Origin of the sequence: Pseudoalteromonas sp. SG44-17, assembly GCF_014164235.1 — a bacterium.
GTDB classification, from domain to species: Bacteria; Pseudomonadota; Gammaproteobacteria; order Enterobacterales; family Alteromonadaceae; genus Pseudoalteromonas; species Pseudoalteromonas rhizosphaerae.
The window spans coordinates 57,380-76,960 of record NZ_JACJEV010000020.1; the positions used below are offsets into that span (position 1 = coordinate 57,380).

At 41.6% G+C, this 19,581-nt stretch carries 17 protein-coding genes and 4 tRNA genes; 8 read left to right on the forward strand and 13 right to left on the reverse strand.

Going from position 1 to position 19,581, the window contains the following annotated elements:
• Nucleotides 1-17: 17 nt before the first annotated feature.
• From H5182_RS14490 to H5182_RS14540, 11 genes are all read right to left on the reverse strand, one after another.
• The gene (locus H5182_RS14490) at nt 18-716 is read right to left on the reverse strand and encodes an electron transport complex subunit E (protein WP_145240717.1); all 699 of its coding nucleotides are present in this window, start codon (nt 714-716) and stop codon (nt 18-20) included.
• Complete coding sequence (gene rsxG / locus H5182_RS14495; RefSeq protein ID WP_182760208.1) at nt 713-1,348, reverse strand: electron transport complex subunit RsxG; 636 nt, start codon at nt 1,346-1,348, stop codon at nt 713-715. Before rsxG ends, H5182_RS14490 begins: the two co-directional genes overlap by 4 nt.
• Nucleotides 1,345-2,403, reverse strand: a complete 1,059-nt coding sequence (rsxD, locus tag H5182_RS14500) for an electron transport complex subunit RsxD (protein WP_182760209.1) — start codon at nt 2,401-2,403, stop codon at nt 1,345-1,347. The genes rsxG and rsxD overlap by 4 nt, the downstream gene beginning before the upstream one ends.
• Nucleotides 2,403-4,961 (reverse strand): electron transport complex subunit RsxC, encoded by a 2,559-nt coding sequence (gene rsxC, locus H5182_RS14505; protein WP_182760210.1) that lies wholly within the window; start codon nt 4,959-4,961, stop codon nt 2,403-2,405. The genes rsxD and rsxC overlap by 1 nt, the downstream gene beginning before the upstream one ends.
• A 9-nt stretch (nt 4,962-4,970) precedes the next feature.
• The gene (gene rsxB / locus H5182_RS14510) at nt 4,971-5,525 is read right to left on the reverse strand and encodes an electron transport complex subunit RsxB (RefSeq protein WP_145240725.1); all 555 of its coding nucleotides are present in this window, start codon (nt 5,523-5,525) and stop codon (nt 4,971-4,973) included.
• Between the two features lies 1 nt (nt 5,526).
• Complete coding sequence (gene rsxA, locus H5182_RS14515; protein WP_145240727.1) at nt 5,527-6,108, reverse strand: electron transport complex subunit RsxA; 582 nt, start codon at nt 6,106-6,108, stop codon at nt 5,527-5,529.
• A gap of 249 nt (nt 6,109-6,357) precedes the next feature.
• Nucleotides 6,358-8,301, reverse strand: coding sequence for an EAL domain-containing protein (locus H5182_RS14520; RefSeq protein ID WP_145240729.1), 1,944 nt, complete (start codon nt 8,299-8,301; stop codon nt 6,358-6,360).
• A gap of 150 nt (nt 8,302-8,451) precedes the next feature.
• Nucleotides 8,452-8,528, reverse strand: a tRNA-Asn gene (locus tag H5182_RS14525).
• Between the two features lie 27 nt (nt 8,529-8,555).
• Nucleotides 8,556-8,632: transfer RNA gene (locus H5182_RS14530), tRNA-Asn, on the reverse strand.
• A 23-nt stretch (nt 8,633-8,655) separates the two neighbouring features.
• Nucleotides 8,656-8,732: transfer RNA gene (locus H5182_RS14535), tRNA-Asn, on the reverse strand.
• 21 nt (nt 8,733-8,753) lie between these two features.
• Nucleotides 8,754-8,830: transfer RNA gene (locus H5182_RS14540), tRNA-Asn, on the reverse strand.
• 1,079 nt (nt 8,831-9,909) lie between these two features.
• Between H5182_RS14540 and H5182_RS14545 the strand changes: the two genes are divergently transcribed.
• The 5 genes from H5182_RS14545 (at nt 9,910) to H5182_RS14565 (ending at nt 15,990) form a co-directional block, all read left to right on the forward strand.
• Complete coding sequence (locus H5182_RS14545) at nt 9,910-11,289, forward strand: MATE family efflux transporter (RefSeq protein WP_145240731.1); 1,380 nt, start codon at nt 9,910-9,912, stop codon at nt 11,287-11,289.
• Nucleotides 11,286-13,286: an excinuclease ABC subunit UvrB gene (uvrB, locus tag H5182_RS14550; RefSeq protein WP_145240732.1), complete on the forward strand. Its 2,001-nt coding sequence runs from the start codon at nt 11,286-11,288 to the stop codon at nt 13,284-13,286. Before H5182_RS14545 ends, uvrB begins: the two co-directional genes overlap by 4 nt.
• A complete protein-coding gene (locus H5182_RS14555) occupies nt 13,279-14,208 on the forward strand; it encodes a class I SAM-dependent methyltransferase (RefSeq protein ID WP_182760211.1) in 930 nt (309 codons plus the stop codon). The genes uvrB and H5182_RS14555 overlap by 8 nt, the downstream gene beginning before the upstream one ends.
• A 6-nt stretch (nt 14,209-14,214) precedes the next feature.
• Nucleotides 14,215-14,883 (forward strand): tRNA (adenine(22)-N(1))-methyltransferase TrmK, encoded by a 669-nt coding sequence (locus tag H5182_RS14560; RefSeq protein WP_182760212.1) that lies wholly within the window; start codon nt 14,215-14,217, stop codon nt 14,881-14,883.
• Between the two features lie 87 nt (nt 14,884-14,970).
• Nucleotides 14,971-15,990 (forward strand): hypothetical protein, encoded by a 1,020-nt coding sequence (locus H5182_RS14565; protein WP_182760213.1) that lies wholly within the window; start codon nt 14,971-14,973, stop codon nt 15,988-15,990.
• Nucleotides 15,991-16,001: 11 nt separating this feature from the next.
• On the opposite strand, the gene H5182_RS14570 is transcribed toward H5182_RS14565, so the two are convergent.
• Complete coding sequence (locus tag H5182_RS14570) at nt 16,002-16,244, reverse strand: hypothetical protein (protein WP_182732466.1); 243 nt, start codon at nt 16,242-16,244, stop codon at nt 16,002-16,004.
• Between the two features lie 178 nt (nt 16,245-16,422).
• Between H5182_RS14570 and H5182_RS14575 the strand changes: the two genes are divergently transcribed.
• Complete coding sequence (locus H5182_RS14575) at nt 16,423-16,872, forward strand: isoprenylcysteine carboxylmethyltransferase family protein (RefSeq protein WP_182732465.1); 450 nt, start codon at nt 16,423-16,425, stop codon at nt 16,870-16,872.
• 56 nt (nt 16,873-16,928) lie between these two features.
• Here the strand turns inward: H5182_RS14575 and queC are convergent, their stop codons facing one another.
• Nucleotides 16,929-17,609 (reverse strand): 7-cyano-7-deazaguanine synthase QueC, encoded by a 681-nt coding sequence (gene queC, locus H5182_RS14580; protein WP_257326361.1) that lies wholly within the window; start codon nt 17,607-17,609, stop codon nt 16,929-16,931.
• Between the two features lie 127 nt (nt 17,610-17,736).
• Here queC and queE point away from each other — a divergent pair, with 127 nt between their 5' ends.
• Together queE and H5182_RS14590 are read left to right on the forward strand one after the other, a co-directional pair.
• Nucleotides 17,737-18,402, forward strand: a complete 666-nt coding sequence (gene queE, locus H5182_RS14585) for a 7-carboxy-7-deazaguanine synthase QueE (protein WP_145240771.1) — start codon at nt 17,737-17,739, stop codon at nt 18,400-18,402.
• 169 nt (nt 18,403-18,571) lie between these two features.
• Nucleotides 18,572-19,315, forward strand: coding sequence for a class I SAM-dependent methyltransferase (locus tag H5182_RS14590; protein ID WP_182760214.1), 744 nt, complete (start codon nt 18,572-18,574; stop codon nt 19,313-19,315).
• Nucleotides 19,316-19,581: the final 266 nt, after the last annotated feature.

The window sequence follows — 19,581 nt, forward strand, 5'->3', positions numbered from 1 at the left end:
ATACTGTGCGCTTCCCCTTAAGTTAAACTGGTGACCCTTGCTCGTGGGCCTTTTTCGGCCACTGGTGGTGCTACTTGTTTTGCTTTTATTTGCGCATCAATGACATTTTTAGCAGCAATCAGTAAGCCCAAACCTAAAAATGCACCGGGTGGTAAAATAGCGAGCAAAAATTGATTATCAAAACTAAATACTTCAATGCGTAAAACCGATGCCCATGGGCCCAGTAGTAAATCGGCGCCATCAAATAAGGTACCTTGGCCAATAAGCTCACGCATTGCGCCAAGCACAACCAGTACTACCATAAAGCCAGAGCCCATCATTAAACCGTCAAACGCTGATAAATGAATCGGATTCTTAGAGGCATACGCTTCAGCGCGGCCGATAATAGCGCAGTTAGTAACTATCAGTGGAATAAATATTCCTAGCGATTGATATAAGCCAAACGTATAGGCATTCATTAATAGCTGCACTATGGTTACAAAGCCTGCGATAAACATCACAAATACAGGAATGCGGATATCTTTTGGCACGAAATTACGCACCGCAGAAATTGTGACGTTCGAGCCAACTAATACCAGCAGAGTGGCTAAACCGAGGCCCATCGCATTGGTTATCGTTGATGTGACGGCCAGTAGTGGGCACAAACCGAGTAATTGCACGAGGGCAGGGTTGTTTTTCCACATTCCTTCGTTAAACAGTTCTTTTAATTGGCTCATGGCTCACCTATTTGGCATGCGTTATCAGCACTAAATACCGCATCGAAATTGTTTTTTGAGAATAACACAGCGTGTTTTACTGAGCCAACCACGGCGCGTGGTGTAATGGTAGCGCCAGTGAATTGATCAAAGTCTCCGCCATCTTTTTTTACTGCCCAGCGAGTATCGTCGTCATCAAGTACAGTTTTATCTTTAAATGAGGTGATCCAAAGAGATTTTTTCATTTCTACTTTATCACCAAGACCAGGCGTTTCTTCGTGTTTAGTAACACGTACTCCGGCAACGTCCCCGTTTGCAAATACGGCAGTTAATAAACTTATATCGCCGCTATAACCTTTTGGCGTCACGTGGCGCATTACTAAAGCAACAGGTTGGCCACCCTTGCGAGCACGATAAACGGTTTGTGGTTTATTACCAAGTAGTGGATCATCAATGATGGCACAATCTTGATAAAGAGTATTATCGTAAAAATTAGGGGCGAGTACATCTTGCAGCTGTAATGAAAGTTGTTTGCGCTCTTGCTCTGCAATACTGTCAGCCGTGAGGTTATGGATAATACCAACAGCGCCGGTAGTGAGCAGGGCAAACAGGGCTAAAATAGCGCCATTTTTTGTCATTGATGAAATAATCATTTATTCACCCCATGTCCATAAGTACGTGGTTGAGTGTAATAGTCTATCAGTGGCACGGCCATATTGAGTAGTAACACAGCAAACGCCATGGCATCTGGGTAACCGCCAAAAGTACGGATCAAATAAACTAATAAACCAATCAATGCGCCGTAAATTAACCGGCCGCGATTAGTGGTAGCTGCCGAAACCGGATCCGTGGCTATGAAAAAGGCCCCTAACATGGTTGCGCCACTAAATAAATGAAATACCATACCAGGCTCAGTACCAGGTGCTGCGATATAACCAATTGCGCTGCACACAGCAATTGATGCAAGTACACCAACTGGGATATGCCAATTTATAACTTTGGCTTTAATAAGGTATAAGCCACCGATTAAAAAGCCAAGATTTACCCAGCCCCAACCTTGTCCTAACCAACTATTAAAAATAGCGGCTTGCATGCTTTCAGATACGGTTAAACCATGAGCGATATCAGTCTTGATGGTATCCAAAGGTGTGGCCATTGTTACGCCATCAACCCCAACTCTAAGTTGATCAACACTAAAACCTGCACTGGTAAAGCCATTAAAAATAACGCTAAGCTGTTGAGTAAGACTAATTGGGTTTGCCAGTAAGTCACTAACTGGCATCCAAGTGGTCATTTGCACAGGGAACGAAATAAGCAATAACACGTATGCAGCCATGGCAGGGTTAAATAAATTGAAACCAAGGCCACCATAGAGCTGTTTAACAATGACGATGGCAAAAAAGCTACCGATCACAATAACCCACCATGGGGCGAGTGGCGGAATACTTAATGCTAATAAGACCGCAGTAAGCCATGCACTGCCATCTCCAAGCGCAGGCCATACAGGGCGCTTGCGAATAAGCATAATAATGGCTTCACTGATACTAACCGTGACTAACGCTAAAATTAGCTGGATCAATACACCCGTACCAAAAAAATACAGTTGTGCGATAAGTCCAGGAATACAGGCTAAGATCACTGTTTGCATCAACCTGCTAAGTGATTTATGACTGTGGCTATGCGGCGAACTGGCCATCGTTAGCTTCATTACTTATCACTTCCTTCTTGTTGTAATTTTTTAGCCTTTGCACGGGCAATCGCAGCGGCAATAGCGGCCTTTTTCTTATCTTGTGCGGTCTGTTCTGGTTTATCTTCAGCGATTTCAGCTTCGTTTATCGCTGTAGCCGAAGTTTCATTTTCAGCATCGTCGTTTTCTTCGCTAGCCGCTTGTTCAGCTTTTGCAGCCTTTTTCGCTTTCGCGCGGGCAATAGCGGCAGCGACAGCGGCTTTTTTATCATCGGCAGGTGAGGCTGTACCGACTTCACTTTCAGAATTGTCGTTTTCTACGCTTGCTGCTTGTGCTGCCTTTTTCGCTTTTGCACGAGCAATAGCAGCAGCGACAGCGGCTTTTTTATCATCGGCAGGTGAGGCTGTAGCGACTTCACTTTCAGAATTGTTGTTTTCTACGCTAGCCGCTTGTTCAGCTTTTGCAGCCTTTTTCGCTTTAGCGCGGGCAATGGCGGCAGCGACAGCGGCTTTTTTATCATCGGCAGGTGAGGCTGTAGCGACTTCACTTTTAGAGTTGTCGTTTTCTACGCTTGCTGCTGGTTCAGCCTGTGCTGCCTTTTTCGCTTTTGCACGAGCAATAGCAGCAGCGACAGCGGCTTTTTTATCATCGGCAGGTGAGGCTGTAGCGACTTCACTTTCAGAGTTGTCGTTTTCTACGCTTGCTGCTGGTTCAGCCTGTGCTGCCTTTTTTGCTTTAGCACGAGCAATTGCAGCGGCTACAGCGGCTTTTTTATCATCAGTAGGTGCAGCAGTCGTGTTATCGCTTTCATCTTCTGATGCCGCCGCTTTTTTCGCTTTAGCGCGGGCAATCGCAGCGGCCACGGCTGACTTTTTATCATCCGGAGCAGCAGCTGTAATGCTTGCGGCTTTTTGCTCTTTGTATTTGCGAGCTTGCTCTTTGCGCGCTGCGCGCTCTAATGCTACGTCACTGTTATCTGGTTCAAGCGTTGCTTCTTGATTTTGTTTTTTAGCTTTGGCGCGAGCAATTGCAGCGGCCACAGCTGATTTGTCGTCATCTTTTGCTGGTTTGTTTTTAACGCGTGCTAGAGCATCGGCAATTTTTTGTTTTTCGTCAGCCGATTTTTCAGCAGCTGGTTTGCGTTTATGGCGATTTTGTCGTGCTTCTTGCTCCCGCTCTAGGCGTTGTTTTCGAAGTTCAAAGCGCTCTTTCGCACGTTCAGCTTTAACTTGCTCAGCTTGCTGTTCTTTTATTTCAACTTTAGCCACACGGTAATACTGCACCAGCGGAATTTCACTTGGGCACACATACGCGCAAGCACCGCATTCAATACAATCAAACAGGTTATGCTCTTTCAGTTTGTCGTATTCTTTTGATTTAGCAAACCATTGTAATTGCTGAGGCAACAGTGAAGCAGGGCAGGCATCAGCACAAGCACTACAACGAATACAGGCTTTTTCAGGGCCGGGCTCTGCCAGCTCATCATGATCTGGGGCTAAAATACAGTTAGTGGTTTTTACCACGCCGATACGCACCGTTGGCAAAGTAAAGCCCATCATAGGGCCGCCCATTACAACGCGTTGCTGTGGCACTGGTGAAAAGCCTTGGCAATCAAGTAGATGTTTTATTTCAGTGCCTAATAAAGCCCATACATTACCCGGATTATGAATTGTATTACCTGTTACCGTAATAACACGTTCAATTAGTGGCTTACCTTCATAGACAGCTTGATGAACAGCAAATAAAGTGCCGACGTTTTGTACTAACACACCGATATCTGCTGGAATTCCCCCACTAGGGACTTCTTTATTGGTAAGTAGCTTAATTAATTGCTTTTCACCACCAGAAGGATAAACAGTAGGAACTGTTTGAATGATTATTTTGTCATTATACTCAGCCGCTGCCTGCATGGCTGCGATGGCCTCTGGTTTGTTATCTTCTATACCAACGATAGTAAGTGTTGGTGTAAGCAATTGCTGCATGATCTCTATGCCAGCAATAATGCCTGCAGCATGCTCACGCATTAGTACATCATCAGCAGTAATATAGGGCTCACATTCCACTGCATTAACAATAAAATACTCAATTGCTTTGCGACTATCTGCTTTAATATAAGTTGGGAATCCTGCACCGCCCATACCGGCAATACCACGGTCATGAATTATATCGATAAGTTGCTCGTGAGAAAGCTGGCTTGGTGTTGTCACCGGTGCTAACGCACACCAGCTATCTTGGCCATCGGGCTCAATAATTACACACAATTCAGGCAATGCCGATGGATGCGCAGACGGCATTTGGCAAATATCAGTAATAGTACCAGAAGTGGGGGCGTGTATTGGCACCGACCAATTCGCAACAGGCTTTGTAAGTGCTTGCCCTTTAAGTACCTGTTGGCCTTTTTCGACGATCAGTTGACCGTTAGCACCAATATGTTGTTTTAATGGCACAACGAGTTTGTCAGGCAAAGGTAAACGGGCGATTGCTTGACTGTTGGAAATTGTTTTTTGTCCCGGTGGATGAATGCCACCTGGAAACGGCCACACTTTACCTTGTTTTATCTGTGCGATTAGCTTTTCCATAGGGAGCCCTTAATCAATCTGTGTTACTGGGATTGCATCTAGTTGCCATTTCCACGTTTGCTTAGTGGTTTCTACAGGCAGCATATCAATACAGTCAACAGGACAAGGTTCAACACATAAGTCACAACCCGTACATTCATCAATTAAAACAGTATGCATTTGGCGCGTGGCACCAACAATAGCATCGACAGGACAAGCTTGAATACATTTGGTACAACCAATACATTCATCTTCACGTATATAGGCAACGGTTTTTATCGGTTCAGCTTGTTCGCCACCGGCAAGGGGTTTAGCTTCAACACCCATTAAGTCAGCTAATTTTTTTACTGTCGCATCGCCACCTGGTGGACATTTATTAATCTCATCGCCATTGGCGATGGCTTCTGCATAAGGGCGGCAACCCGGATAGCCACACTGGCCGCACTGTGTTTGCGGTAATATAGTATCGATCTGTTCAACAATCGGATTACTTTGCACTCGATAGCGCACAGCAGCAAATCCTAAGATCAAACCAAAAATGAGTGCTAGGGTTCCCAGCGCAATCAAGGCATAAAACAAGGTCATGTTAAAACTTCACTAATCCTGTAAAGCCCATAAAGGCCATCGACATTAAGCCTGCGGTGATCATCGCAATCGATGCGCCTTTAAAGGGGGTAGGTACGTCAGCAGCGGTTAAGCGTTCACGAAGAGCTGCAAATAATACCAGTACCATAGAAAAACCAACAGCAGCGCCAAAGCCATATACTGCAGATTGTAAAAACGTATGATCCTCTTTGACATTTAGTAACGCAACACCTAAGACCGCACAGTTTGTGGTGATCAAAGGTAAAAATATACCGAGTAAGCGATACAGCGTAGGGCTGGTTTTTCTGACTACCATTTCGGTAAACTGAACCACCACCGCAATCACTAAAATAAAGCTTAGAGTACGTAAATACGTGATATCAAGTGGGATCAAAATATATTGATTAACTAGATAGCTTGTTACAGAGGCAAGTGTTAACACAAAAGTGGTCGCAAGTGACATGCCTATAGCTGTATCCAGTTTGCCAGATACACCCATAAACGGGCATAGACCTAAAAATTGTACTAACACAAAGTTATTAACCAGTACTGTGCCGATCAACAGCAATACATATTCTGTCATGTTCGCCTCAAGCTATAATAAACGCCGACATTATCCTTTTTTATTGGCTGTTTAACAACACGTAGAAGGTAAATAAACGGCTCATTTAATAATGATAGTGAATTGCATTTAGAATTTTATAGCATGATAAATAAAGATTAACTGTTCATTAACCTAGTTACTGACATTTGGAATGATAAAGCAGATCAGGGGAGGGGGAAATAAACTAAGAGGAAACTAAAAAGGTGCTCAAAGCACCTTTTAGATTGATTAAATATCTTTTGGCTTTTCGATGTAATAACCTTGCACACCATCAAGACATAAAGTTTCAATAATGTGTTTTTCTTCTTGGCTTTCAACACCCTCAGCAAAAACACTAACACCAATTCGATGCGCGAGGTCGACCATTAAACGCATAAAGTATTGGTTATTTTTATCTTCTTCAAGGCCGCGAGTATAGCTTGCATCCATTTTGATAAAGTCAGGTTTTAAATCGCGGAAAAACTTAAACGAGGTTAAACCAACACCAAATCGTTCTACCGTGATCCGAGCACCAACACGGTGGATCATATCTATAAAGCGTTTACTGGCTTTAATATTTTGCTGTAAGCCAAATTCACTCACTTCGAATACCAGTTTTGAGGCAATATTTGTGTCTTTTAATAAACGTCGCTCTAGCCAAATTACGAACTGATCATTGTGTGCGCTTGAGGCGGTAACATTCAAACCAAAGAATTTTTCAGAGAAATTACGGCTCTTAATTTTTTCCAGTGATGAATTAATGATTAACTGATCAATTTCCATCGCCATATCAAGCTTTTCAGCCATAGCTAAAAATGAAGCGGTAGGCAATACTTGGTTTTCTGTTGTTTTAAAGCGCACTTGAATTTCAGCGTAGGCCTTCATGCTTTTACCAATTGGCATAATGTTTTGCATTACCAGATGTACACGCTCAGCTTCAATTACTTCATTAATCACTTTACGCCAGTTTTGATTGCCAAATCCTGCACTTACATTATTAACTAAATCAGTTTCGCGTTGTATATGCCAGGCGTTAGCTTGTTTTGATTGGGCCATGCTCATAGCATTGTCTACTATCGAAAGTAGCTCACCTAAGGGTTTGCCTTTTTCATAAGCGACGATCCCAGTATTTGCTACTGAGCTTAATTCTTGGTTTTGCTGATATTGAGTAAATCGAGATTGTAAGTTATCACCAAAACGTTCAGATTCCTTGAGAGGAGTGTTAGGCAGCACAATCGCGAAATCTGAGCTATTCAAACGAAAAACTTTACTGCCTGTATATGTGCCGCTGATATGTTTAATAATATCAGCCACAGCTTTGACATACTCGTCACCTTTTTGGTAACCACGAGTTTGGTTGATTGCTTGTAATTCACTACAACGAACCATCGCCAAAGAGCCAAAGGTGCTTTTTTCACTGCTTTCAATGTACTTCTCATAATATTCAACAAACATATTACGGTTGCCAAGTTCAGTAACTACATCTTTATAAGCTTCTTGCTTGATAGAATGTGCGGCATTTTGAATATCATCATGCTTACTTTGTAAAAAGTGCGACAGGCGATTAAAGCTCGGCACTAGGTCAACGCCCAGTTGTTTTATTTTGCTGCTATTAATTGCTGTTTCAAGACCGTTGTTGACTTGATTTTGATTGATATAAACATCAATTATCTCAGCCACTGTCATGCTTATATTTCTATTTAGCTTACTAAACATGGTTTTCATAAACACAATGGGAATAATTGCCATTAAACCTGACACTAAAATAACAATAAACAACGCTTGTTGGAGTATCAACCCAAGGTTATTGGCATTAATAGTAAATTCAACTTTGATATCAGACGCTTGATTAACAGCAAATTGAGGACGGATAGAGTTAAAGCTGGTGTTAACTAATTGCGCAATGGCTGGTAATGAAGTAGGGGATGTAATATTTATAAGTTCTTTACCTTGCTGATCACGCAAAATAAATGAAGAAAAAGTATTACCGTCAGCAAGCACTTGCTGAAGTTTATCTGGTGCTATATCGACAATAGAATGTTTACTAATATAGTTGTTTACCACTGATTGCGTTTTATGTTGTGCATCGCTTACTGCGTTGTCAAACGCTGACGCAACAAAATAGCCACCAATACTTGCAAACAACAGCCAAGATATTAATTGAATAAATATGAGTTTTTTGAAACCAGCCATGTCTTATTCTTTTTAGTAGATCAAAGGGAAGGAATCAGATCCTTGATTAATCAAATTATTTTACACTTATTAAATGTGTATTAAAAAGAAATATTTTGATTGTAGTAGAGTAGTGGAATTGTTTAGGAAAGTCTAATTGATTCTTTAAGTTGGCTCCCCCTCCCCGACTCGAACGGGGGACCTGCGGATTAACAGTCCGTCGCTCTAACCAACTGAGCTAAGGGGGAACTACAATACTTAAATTTTATATGATTTGGCTCCCCCTCCCCGACTCGAACGGGGGACCTGCGGATTAACAGTCCGTCGCTCTAACCAACTGAGCTAAGGGGGAACAATAATCATATTACATAAACTTGGCTCCCCCTCCCCGACTCGAACGGGGGACCTGCGGATTAACAGTCCGTCGCTCTAACCAACTGAGCTAAGGGGGAATCGTTTATGGCTGAAAAGACTGGCTCCCCCTCCCCGACTCGAACGGGGGACCTGCGGATTAACAGTCCGTCGCTCTAACCAACTGAGCTAAGGGGGAAGCGTATGTGCCTTTCAACGGGGCGAAATATTAATGACCGCGCTGCAAAGTGTCAACACATAAAACCGGATAAACAAAAAAAAGCAGTCTGTTCGATGTTTTTATGTTCGATCTGGCTGTTTTGTGGCTTTTTTTCTCCCTATTTAAGTCGTGTAGATCGAGATGTGGCATAAAATTATGGTTTTTAACGACTAAAAAACAAACAAGTTAACCGCCAAGCAAATTATAAAAGTGATCATTTATCTAGTTTTGCACGAATAAATTTATGAAATGTACTTTTTTAACGTTAGCTAATAAAAGCGCAAATTCGCAATAATTAAATTTACTTATGCATTTAATTAGTCGTTAACGAAAAATGCCGAGAAAAAAATGACATACAGATCTGAACCCTTAGTTTAGCGACTTAATACCCATGAGAATAGCAAGGAAATATATATATATTGCTTTATTTCAATTGGTTAGATTTATTTTTTCATATTGAATGGGCGTTTAAATAAATGTGACAGGTCATTGGTACAGGGGTTAAGTATGTTTTATGAGCTATTTAACTCAAATTGTCTAAAGTTAGTATTTGCCAACATTGCCGTTAGCGTGTTTAAGCCGCCCCTTTGCACGCCTTTATTAACGTGGCTTTGCAAGAGTTATCCACGGTTTCTGTGGATAACTCTGTTTATGAAACTTTAAGAACGTTGGCAGAGCCATATTTTTAGGGCACTGTGAGGATATCAAGCATTTAAAACAGTTTTTTTATCTCATTTTAAAACAATGACTTGAAAAAATAAGCTGAAAAGAGCTTCGTTGATGAGTAAATTTATTCGTAACGATTCGATTAGCGCAATTTTTGTGTAAAAATGCAGCACCAGTCGCGATGTTTTTGTGATAAAGGTTATAAAAATGTATTTTTATTGTTTTTAGTAGAGGTTCGAAGTGAAATCATCGCTAAACACGTAAAAAGAACACTTTTCTATGGTTTTTTAGGCGTTTTTGTAATCAATTTATAATCACTTGATAAATGCGTGGCTTGAAAAGCCCTGATGCTTTAAAATACCACGCTTAATAAAAGAGGTTTATTTATTCCCATGCGCGCAACTTTGCAGAGCAACTCAGCTCCCGATTTATTAAACGATCCAATAGTACCGACCTTGAAGAAAATGACTGTGCCGATGATTTTCGGCATGATCACGTTAATGATGTTCAATATTGTCGATACATTTTTTATTAGCTTATTGGGAACTGAGCCATTAGCGGCTGTCAGTTTTACTTTTCCGGTAACCTTTACCGTGATCAGCCTAGCTATTGGTTTGGGTATCGGTACGTCAGCGGTTATTGCCAAGGCGCTGGGTAGTAATAATATTGAAGAAGCACGTTTTGATGCCAGCATCGCATTATTAATTGCAGTGGTGATGGTGGTGTGTTTATCGCTATTTGGTTATCTGTTTATTTCCCCGATATTTAAATTGCTGGGAGCAGGGGAGCAAGTACTGCCTCTGATCCATGAGTATATGAGTGTGTGGTTTTTAGGCAGTGTATTTTTAATTACCCCTATGGTTGGTAACTCAGTGTTACGTGCCAGCGGTGACACTAAAACGCCTAGCATAGTGATGGGGGGAGCGGGGCTTATCAATGCCGTGCTCGACCCAGTATTGATTTTTGGCTTTGGGCCAATTCCTGCATTTGGCATTAAGGGCGCTGCGATTGCCAGCGTCATCGCATGGTCGGTAGCCGTTGTCATTATTTTATATTTGCTAGCAGTAAAAAAAGGCTTGCTGAGCCTAAATGCAAATAACCAAACCCCATTAAGCTCTATTCGAAAAATTCTTAAAATTGGTTTGCCAGCGGCAGGTGCAAATATGTTAACACCAGTTGCAATGGCGGTGATGATTGCCATGGTTGCTCATCATGGACCTGAGGCTGTTGCTGCTTTTGGCGTAGGCAGTCGTATTGAATCAATTGCCAGTCTGGTGGTGTTAGCTTTATCGATGACGTTACCGCCGTTTATTAGTCAAAACTTTGGTGCTGGTAAACTTAACCGTGTTAAAGAGGCGTACACCACAACATTAAAATTTGTGATGATTTGGCAGTTTATTATTTATTTACTGCTCATTGCATTTTCAGGAGTGATCAGTGAGTTGTTTGGTAAAGAGCAGATGGTTATCGATGTGATCAAATTATTTATTTTTACCTTGCCGTTAAGTTACGGTTTGCAAGGGATAATTATTTTGTCTAATTCATCGTTCAATGCCTTACACAAACCAATGAATGCATTAATTCTAAGTGTGATCCGATTATTTATTTTTTATATTCCATTTGCTTATGTCGGTAATTTATATGCCGGTTTACCAGGCTTGCTGATCGGCGCAGCGCTGGGTAATTTATTTACTGCAATAATAGCTTATAAATGGTTTATCAAAGAGCTGAATATGATCAGTAACCAAGCTGTACAGGAGTGCCAAGCATGAGCGACCATTTTCAACTGGTATCTAAATTTAAACCTGCGGGGGATCAACCCACCGCGATTGCGCAGTTATGTGAAGGGTTAGAAGCCGGACTTGCTCATCAAACATTACTAGGGGCAACAGGTACTGGTAAAACATTTACCATGGCTAATATTATCAATGATTTGAATCGCCCAACGATCATCATGGCGCATAATAAAACCTTAGCAGCGCAGTTATACGGCGAAATGAAAGAGTTTTTTCCGCACAACGCGGTTGAATATTTTGTTTCGTATTATGATTACTATCAGCCAGAAGCGTATGTTGTTGCAAGCGATACTTTTATTGAAAAAGATGCCTCGATAAACGAACACATAGAGCAGATGCGCCTAAGTGCTACCAAAGCGCTATTAGAGCGTAGGGATACAATTATAGTGGCATCAGTATCAGCCATATATGGTTTGGGCGATCCAAAATCATACATGAAGATGATGCTGTTGTTAAAAGTGGGCGAAAAAGTTGATCAACGCGATATGCTGCGCCGACTAGCTGAAATTCAATATACGCGAAATGATATTGATTTTAGCCGCGGTACGTATCGGGTTCGCGGTGAAGTTGTGGATATATTCCCTGCTGAGTCAGACACTTTTGCAGTGCGTGTAGAAATGTTTGATGACGAAATAGAACGGCTAAGTATTTTTGACCCACTTACCGGCGCGGTTGAAAAACACATAGTCCGCGCAACTATCTACCCTAAAACGCACTATGTGACACCCAGAGATAAAATTCTTGATGCGGTTGAGCATATTAAAGCTGAGTTAAAAGACCGTCGTGCGCAGTTACTCAGTGCTAATAAACTGGTCGAAGAGCAACGCGTGGCACAACGTACACAATACGATATTGAAATGATGACCGAGCTTGGTTATTGCTCTGGCATCGAAAACTACAGCCGATATTTATCTGGTCGCACGCCGGGCGATCCACCGCCAACCTTGCTTGATTATCTTCCTGAAGATGCGTTAATGATTATTGACGAATCTCACGTTACGGTATCGCAAATCGGCGCTATGTATAAAGGCGATCGTAGCCGTAAAGAAAATCTCGTGGAATACGGTTTTCGTATGCCGTCGGCGATGGATAACCGGCCACTACGCTTTGAAGAATTTGAAGCCATAGCACCGCAAACAATTTATGTATCAGCAACCCCGGGGGATTTTGAACTTGAACGTTGTGGAGATGATATTGCCGAGCAGGTTATTCGCCCCACAGGATTACTAGATCCACAAATTGAAGTACGCCCAGTGGCAACTCAAGTTGATGACTTATTGTCAGAGATATATAAACGCGTAGCAATTGATGAACGCGTGCTAGTAACCACACTTACTAAGCGCATGGCTGAAGATTTAACGGATTACTTATCTGAACATGATGTAAAAGTGCGTTACTTGCATTCGGATATCGATACCGTTGAAAGGGTCGAAATTATTCGTGATTTTCGCGCTGGGGTGTTTGATGTGTTAGTGGGTATTAACTTACTGCGTGAAGGTTTAGATATGCCAGAAGTATCGCTAGTTGCAATACTCGATGCTGATAAAGAGGGCTTTTTACGTTCAGCTCGCGCATTAATTCAAACCATTGGTCGTGCGGCTCGTCACTTAAATGGTCGGGCAATTTTATACGGTGATCGAGTCACTAAATCAATGGCCAAAGCTATTGATGAGACTCAGCGTCGCCGCGATATTCAACACGCTTACAATATTAAGCATGGCCTTGAACCACAAGCCTTATTGAAGAAAATTACTGACATTATGGATGTTGGTGAGCGAGCCGGCCCACAAGATAATTTACAGCTGATCCGAAAACAAAGTAAGCAAGTGCTCAGTGCAAAAGAGATCGCAGTGCAAATTAAGCAACTCGAAACCAAAATGCATGCATACGCTAGTGATTTAGAATTTGAAAAAGCCGCATCCGTTCGTGATGAAATCCATGAATTACAACAACAGTTAATTAAAAATGCATAATTTTACGCCCCTTATTACAGCACTTGAAAGTGCGCCCTTAGCAGACAATGAACTTTGTCGTGTGTTTCATGGCCGCGGTCACACTACTGAGCATTTGAGTCATCTAAATATCGACTTTTACCCACCGTGTTTATTTTTAGTGTCGTACGACGAAGTTGACTCACAAACGCTAACGCAATTAAGTGAGCAGCTTTGGCAATGGGCACAACAACACGCTAAAGAATTAATCACCTCGTTGGTATTTCAACAACGCGCCGGACAACAAACTGAAAATAAACTGTTATTTGGTCAACTACCGAGCCCGCATAGTGTTAAAGAAGGTGACAGTGAGTTTTTAGTGGATTTAATGAGCCGTCAAAATACCGGTATATTCCCGGATATGCGCCGTGGTCGGGAGTTTGTGCAAGCCCATAGTAAACACGCTAAGGTATTGAATTTATTTTCATATACCTGTGGGTTTTCGGTTGCTGCAATGCGTGGCGGTGCCGATAGTGTGATCAACATGGATATGAATAAAGGGGTACTGCGCACCGGTAAGCAAAATCATCAACTTAATGGCTTTGACCGCAGTGTGAGCTTTTTACCGCACGATATATTAAAGTCGTTTGGTAAACTTAAAAAGGCTGGCCCTTTTGATTTAATTATTGTTGATCCGCCAAGCTTTCAAAAAGGCAGTTTCATTTTAACTAAAGATTATCAAAAAGTGCTGCGCCGCTTACCTGAACTGCTCAATGAGCATACTCAATTGCTGTTATGTGCTAACAGTCCAGAGCTAAGTGAAGCGTCATTTAAAGCGCTGATAGACGAACACACTCAAGGTGCGATTGAATTTGTAGAGCGCCTAGCGCCGACCCATGGTTTTGTTGATGTTGATAGCGACCGTAGCTTAAAAGCATTGATCTATAAAACGGCTCAAGTTTAGCTTTAAATGAAACTAAGTAGCCGCCTCAGTGCAATCGATTCGTTGATCTGCGCGCCGTATGATGTAATTTGGGACTGTTGTTGTGACCACGGTTTGCTTGGTATGGCGCTTTTAAAGCGGGCAGCCGCCAAGCAAATAAACTTTGTTGATATAGTGCCTACGTTAATGGACGAGCTTGAACACACGCTTACGCGTTTTAGTGATCAGCAAGCAGCTTGCCAATGGCAAGTATTATGTCAGGATGTAGCTACAATTGAGCTGCAGCCATCAGCCAAGCAGCTGATAATTATCGCCGGAGTCGGTGGAGAATTACTGCTGAGGCTAGTACAAAAAATGGTTGCTAATTGCCCTGAAAAGCTTCGTGAACAACTCAGTTTTATTGTTTGTCCCGTGCATCATACCTATACCTTACGACAAGGTTTACAGGCGTTAGGTTTAGGACTTATCAAAGAGCAACTGGTGCAAGAAAACAACCGTTTTTACGAACTGATAGAGCTAAGTTTTACCAGTAACACTGCGTTGAGTGTTACTGGCAGTCAGATGTGGGACAATGCTGAGCAAATGCACGAATTGTATCTGCAACAATTAGTTGCGCACTATACTCGGATGTTGAACAAAGACCGTACATATTTTCAACATGTGCTCGATGATTATCAAAAAATATCGCTAAATTAAACGCAGCACTGTGATCTATTGACTAGCGTTACAGCGTAAATAACTCATCTTCAGCGCTTTGTGTTAGCGAGTTTACTTGGTTTAGTTATGTCAGATAAAAATAACCACTTTACATCAGTCAAATATACTCATAATGAGCTGCTATATAATTGTGAGCAGCCAATTGCTTATGCACCCATCGTGCAATTGAGTAACGCGAGCTGGGTAGTGCCGCAACATTTTTTACGTTATCAACATACCCTCGAAAGCGTGAACGAAACCCTTGATAAAATTGAGTTTTCAACTCACTTTCGGGTGCTCGCCGCAAAGCAGAATGAGCAAATTTATTTACAAGTGGCCATTCTTAGTCCAGATAATTACCGCAGCACCAAGGCAAAAAAGTTATTATTTGGCCGGCGCTGGTTTGTGGAAGAAAACTTACCTACCTCGGAATTGATCCAAACCGCTTTTTTAGCGTTAAAAATAGCCCGTGAACACGAAGTAAGAGAACTATTTCAACTCGATAGTGAGCAGGGCAGCAGCACGCCGTTTAATAACCATCATGATTTACCTTTATTAGCACAAAACCCGCAATTAACCATGGCTGCTGATTATCAACCGCAAAGTGTCATAAAGTTACTCGCTAGATGTTTATTTGCTGGAGCTGCACTGACTTTAATTGCACAACAAAAAATTGCCGATGAGCACATACTTTACACTCTGCGGCTCAATTGTACTGACTGTCAGTTAAGCGAATTTAACGCAAAAACAGTGATTTTTTTAGCCGCAGATACATCTGCAAATGCTTTTTTGCATGGCTTGATGACCGCGTTGGTAGCGATCAGTAATGATTATGTGAATGAACAATTTAAATATGCAGGTTTTGCGCGCTTTAGTAAAAACGTTAATGTAGAGCAAATCGGGGCATTGAGTATTGTGTTGCGTTCGCAGCATGCGTTGCAATTATGCGAACTTGGCAAACAACATGCCGATCAATTAAATTTTGAAATTGACAGCTCTCGTGCTCCACAAGGGTGCGGGCAAGTGATCTGTGGGTTTTTAGCCGCTCATGGAATTGAGCAGCCAGAAAACGCGCATTTATATCCAGATTACTTACAAGCGCTTTAAACGCGGCGAATTTAAAGTTTATTGATTTCCTGTTTTACGCTGTAACTTGGATCAGTCACGATAGCTTCTAATGTTTGTACACGCTCTTTTAACGCAAGCATTTCAGCATTAACAGCAGCAATTTGATTATTCGACTCTTTATTATCGGTGAGTGTGCGATGTTTAAACTCTAAATGTTTTTTATACATATCGTACATTACCCCAAACCCAACAGAGATAAATACGATCATGACTACCATAGTAGTTCCTGACATGGTGTATTCCTTATTATTTTATATAGTGTGTAAAGTATAACCAGAATGCGCAAATGATGAAGCTGACAATTGTAACTTTATTTGTATCAACATGACCCTCTGCGGTATATTCATCAGTGATACAGTGTGATGAGTGTTTAATTGCATTAACTAATTTTAACAACAACAGTGAGTTACTATGCTAAATAATAAAATCCCTCCGATTATTATAGTGCTTTTTTTTGCTGTGCTGATGGCGGTAATTGCCCATTACAGTGTGATTGATTTCACCACATTTATTTTTTATGTTGCGGTTATTTTACTCACCACAGGCTGTATTTTTTGTATTGCTGGGGTGGTTAGTTTTCGCTTAGCAAAAACCACTGTAAACCCAAATAAACCAGATCAAGCGTCAGCACTGGTTACCACGGGTGTGTACAAAATTTCACGTAATCCAATGTATGTTGGTTTTGCTTTTATACTGGCAGGTTGGGGAGTGTGGTTAACATCACTGTGGGCGTTATTGTGTGTGCTGGGCTTTATTTGTTACTTAACTTGGTTTCAAATTATTCCAGAGGAGCGGGCACTATTAAAAATATTTGGTCAAGGGTACAGCGATTACAAGTCTCGGGTAAAACGTTGGCTGTAAAGTTATTTCAGTTAATAATAAAAAGGCTATCGCGATGATAGCCTTTTTAATGTGGGTTATTCGTACTCGATTGGATCGGTAATGTTATTAAGGCTAAATGCCTCTAAGCGCTCTTGGCAGGCACCACATTTACCACAGGCTTTTTCACGGCCATTATAGCAAGTCCACGTTTGGCTGTAGTCCAAGCCCATTTTTAAACCATCAGTAAGAATGTCAATTTTGGTGTCATTTAAATACGGGCTGAAAATTTCCACCGCGTCGTAATTAGCAATACGACATAAATCATCCATCTTTTGCACAAATTCAGGACGGCAATCAGGGTAAATAGCATGATCCCCAGAGTGAGCACCGTAATACACTTGGCTTGCTTTGAGTGATACAGCGTAACCCACAGCCAGTGATAGCAAAATCATGTTGCGATTAGGCACTATGGTGCTTTTCATGTTTTCGGCTTCGTAGTGGCCTTCTGGGACATCAATATCATCAGTTAACGATGAGCCACCAATTAACTGATTGATCGCAGAAATATCAACTATCTTATGCGGTACGCCAAGCTTTTCACACACACTGGCTGCAACTTTAAGCTCTTTTACATGACGCTGACCATAGTCAAATGACAGAGCATATACCTCGCGGCCTTGCTGCAGGGCTTTATTTAATACGGTAAATGAATCCATACCGCCGGAGTAAATCACAACTACTTTTTGCGTCATAACTGTTTTGCTCTTAGTTTTAATAGAGGTTTATATCAGGGCGCGATATACTACACGGCTGGGGCATAAATAACAATTTCCGACCGTGTTTTTTGATTTTTTAAACTATGTTTATGCTCGTAATTAATGCCAAGTAGTGAGTGAGACTCTTTTGTACAAAATTAATGAAATATTTGAAACCATTCAAGGCGAAGCGAGCTTTACCGGCACGCCTTCAATATTTTTACGTTTACAAGGCTGCCCCGTAGGTTGCGCTTGGTGTGACACTAAGCAAACGTGGGAAGTTGATAATGTGTATAAAGTATCACTGGACGACACGGTTGAGAAAAAGGCCGATTCAGATCACTGGGCAGACGCATCAGCTGAGCAAATATTTAACTTGTTTGTCGATCGTGCTTATCGTGCCAAGCATGTAGTGATCACCGGCGGTGAGCCATGCATGTACGACTTAAACCCGGTGTGCGAATTACTTCATGCTAACGGCTACAGCACACAAATAGAAACCAGCGGCACTTTTGAGATTTTAGCCCCAGCACAAACTTGGGTGACGGTATCACCGAAAATTAATATGCGTGGCGGCTACGACGTACTTACTTCAGCCATGCAACGCGCCGATGAAATAAAACACCCAATCGCGATGCAAAAACACGTTGTAGAGCTTGAAGAGTTATTTGCAAAAACAGGCGTTACCCCCAAGCTTGTTTACCTGCAACCAATTAGCCAAAAAGTCTCTGCAACTAAGTTGGCTATTGAAACCTGTATTGAAAAAAACTGGCGCTTATCAGTGCAAGTACATAAGTATTTAGGGATAAACTAAAGTAAAGCTGCCAGTGGTTAGTTTTAAGTAGTTTGCCATTTAAATTTAACGTTGGGTTGAGTAAAACAAAACCCAACAAACCTCTTACTTTCATATCTGCTTCGTTAATGGTGATAATTAGTTTATTATGCGCGACTTAAAATACTCTACTCCAAACCACTAGGCTGATATGTCCGCGAACGCTCTATACACAGACCTTTCTGATTACTATGACTTAATGTGCGCAGATATAGATTATCAAGCCCAAAGCTATTTTATTCATAGGCTACAGCAAATATTTGGTAATAAGGGAAATACGCATCTTGATTTAGCGTGCGGTACGGGCCCACATGTTCGTCATTTTATTGATTACGGTTATCAAAGTAGTGGGCTTGATATAAATCAACCCATGCTAGATAGAGCAATTATTCGCTGCCCAGAAGCGCAATTTTCATTGCAGAATATGAGTGAGTTTGTGATCCCTGAGCAAGTGGATTTAATTACCTGCTTTTTGTATTCAATCCATTACTGCGACGGCATTAATAAATTAACAGACTGTATTAAAAGCGTACACCATGCACTAAAAGCCGGTGGTATATTTTGCTTTAACGTTGTTGATAAAAATCACATCGATAACGATTCATTTGTAGAGCATAGCGCTGAAAACGCGGGCAGCTTATTCACATTCCGCTCTGGTTGGAATTACAGTGGCAGTGGCGAAAAACAGTCATTAAAGCTCAGTATAAATAAGGCAACAGCAGACGAAACATTTGTATGGCACGACGAGCACCCAATGGTCGCTGTTAGTTTTGCCCAGTTAAAAGAAGCCCTAAAACCTTATTTTGAAATACATGTGTTTGAACATGACTACGAAAAAATAACCCCATGGGGTGAAAGCTCTGGCAATGCCGTTTTTGTGTGCGTAAAAATTTAAATTAGAAAGTTAAGACAATGATTCACAAAAAGATTAAGGGTTAAGAGACGCTGCGTTTTAGAAAAATTCATATAAAGCAAGGAGCTTACAAATAAGCATTGTCCTGTTGAGTGACTCGCTCGTGAGACTGATCAGGCAGCTGATATATATCCCTAGCTAAACAATCAGGGAGTGCTCTGCGGTCTATTTTTTTGCCCTTCTAACAGCAGCAATTCCACATAAGATTATTATCGGGTTTTTTGTATTCCCCAAACGCGATATTCCAA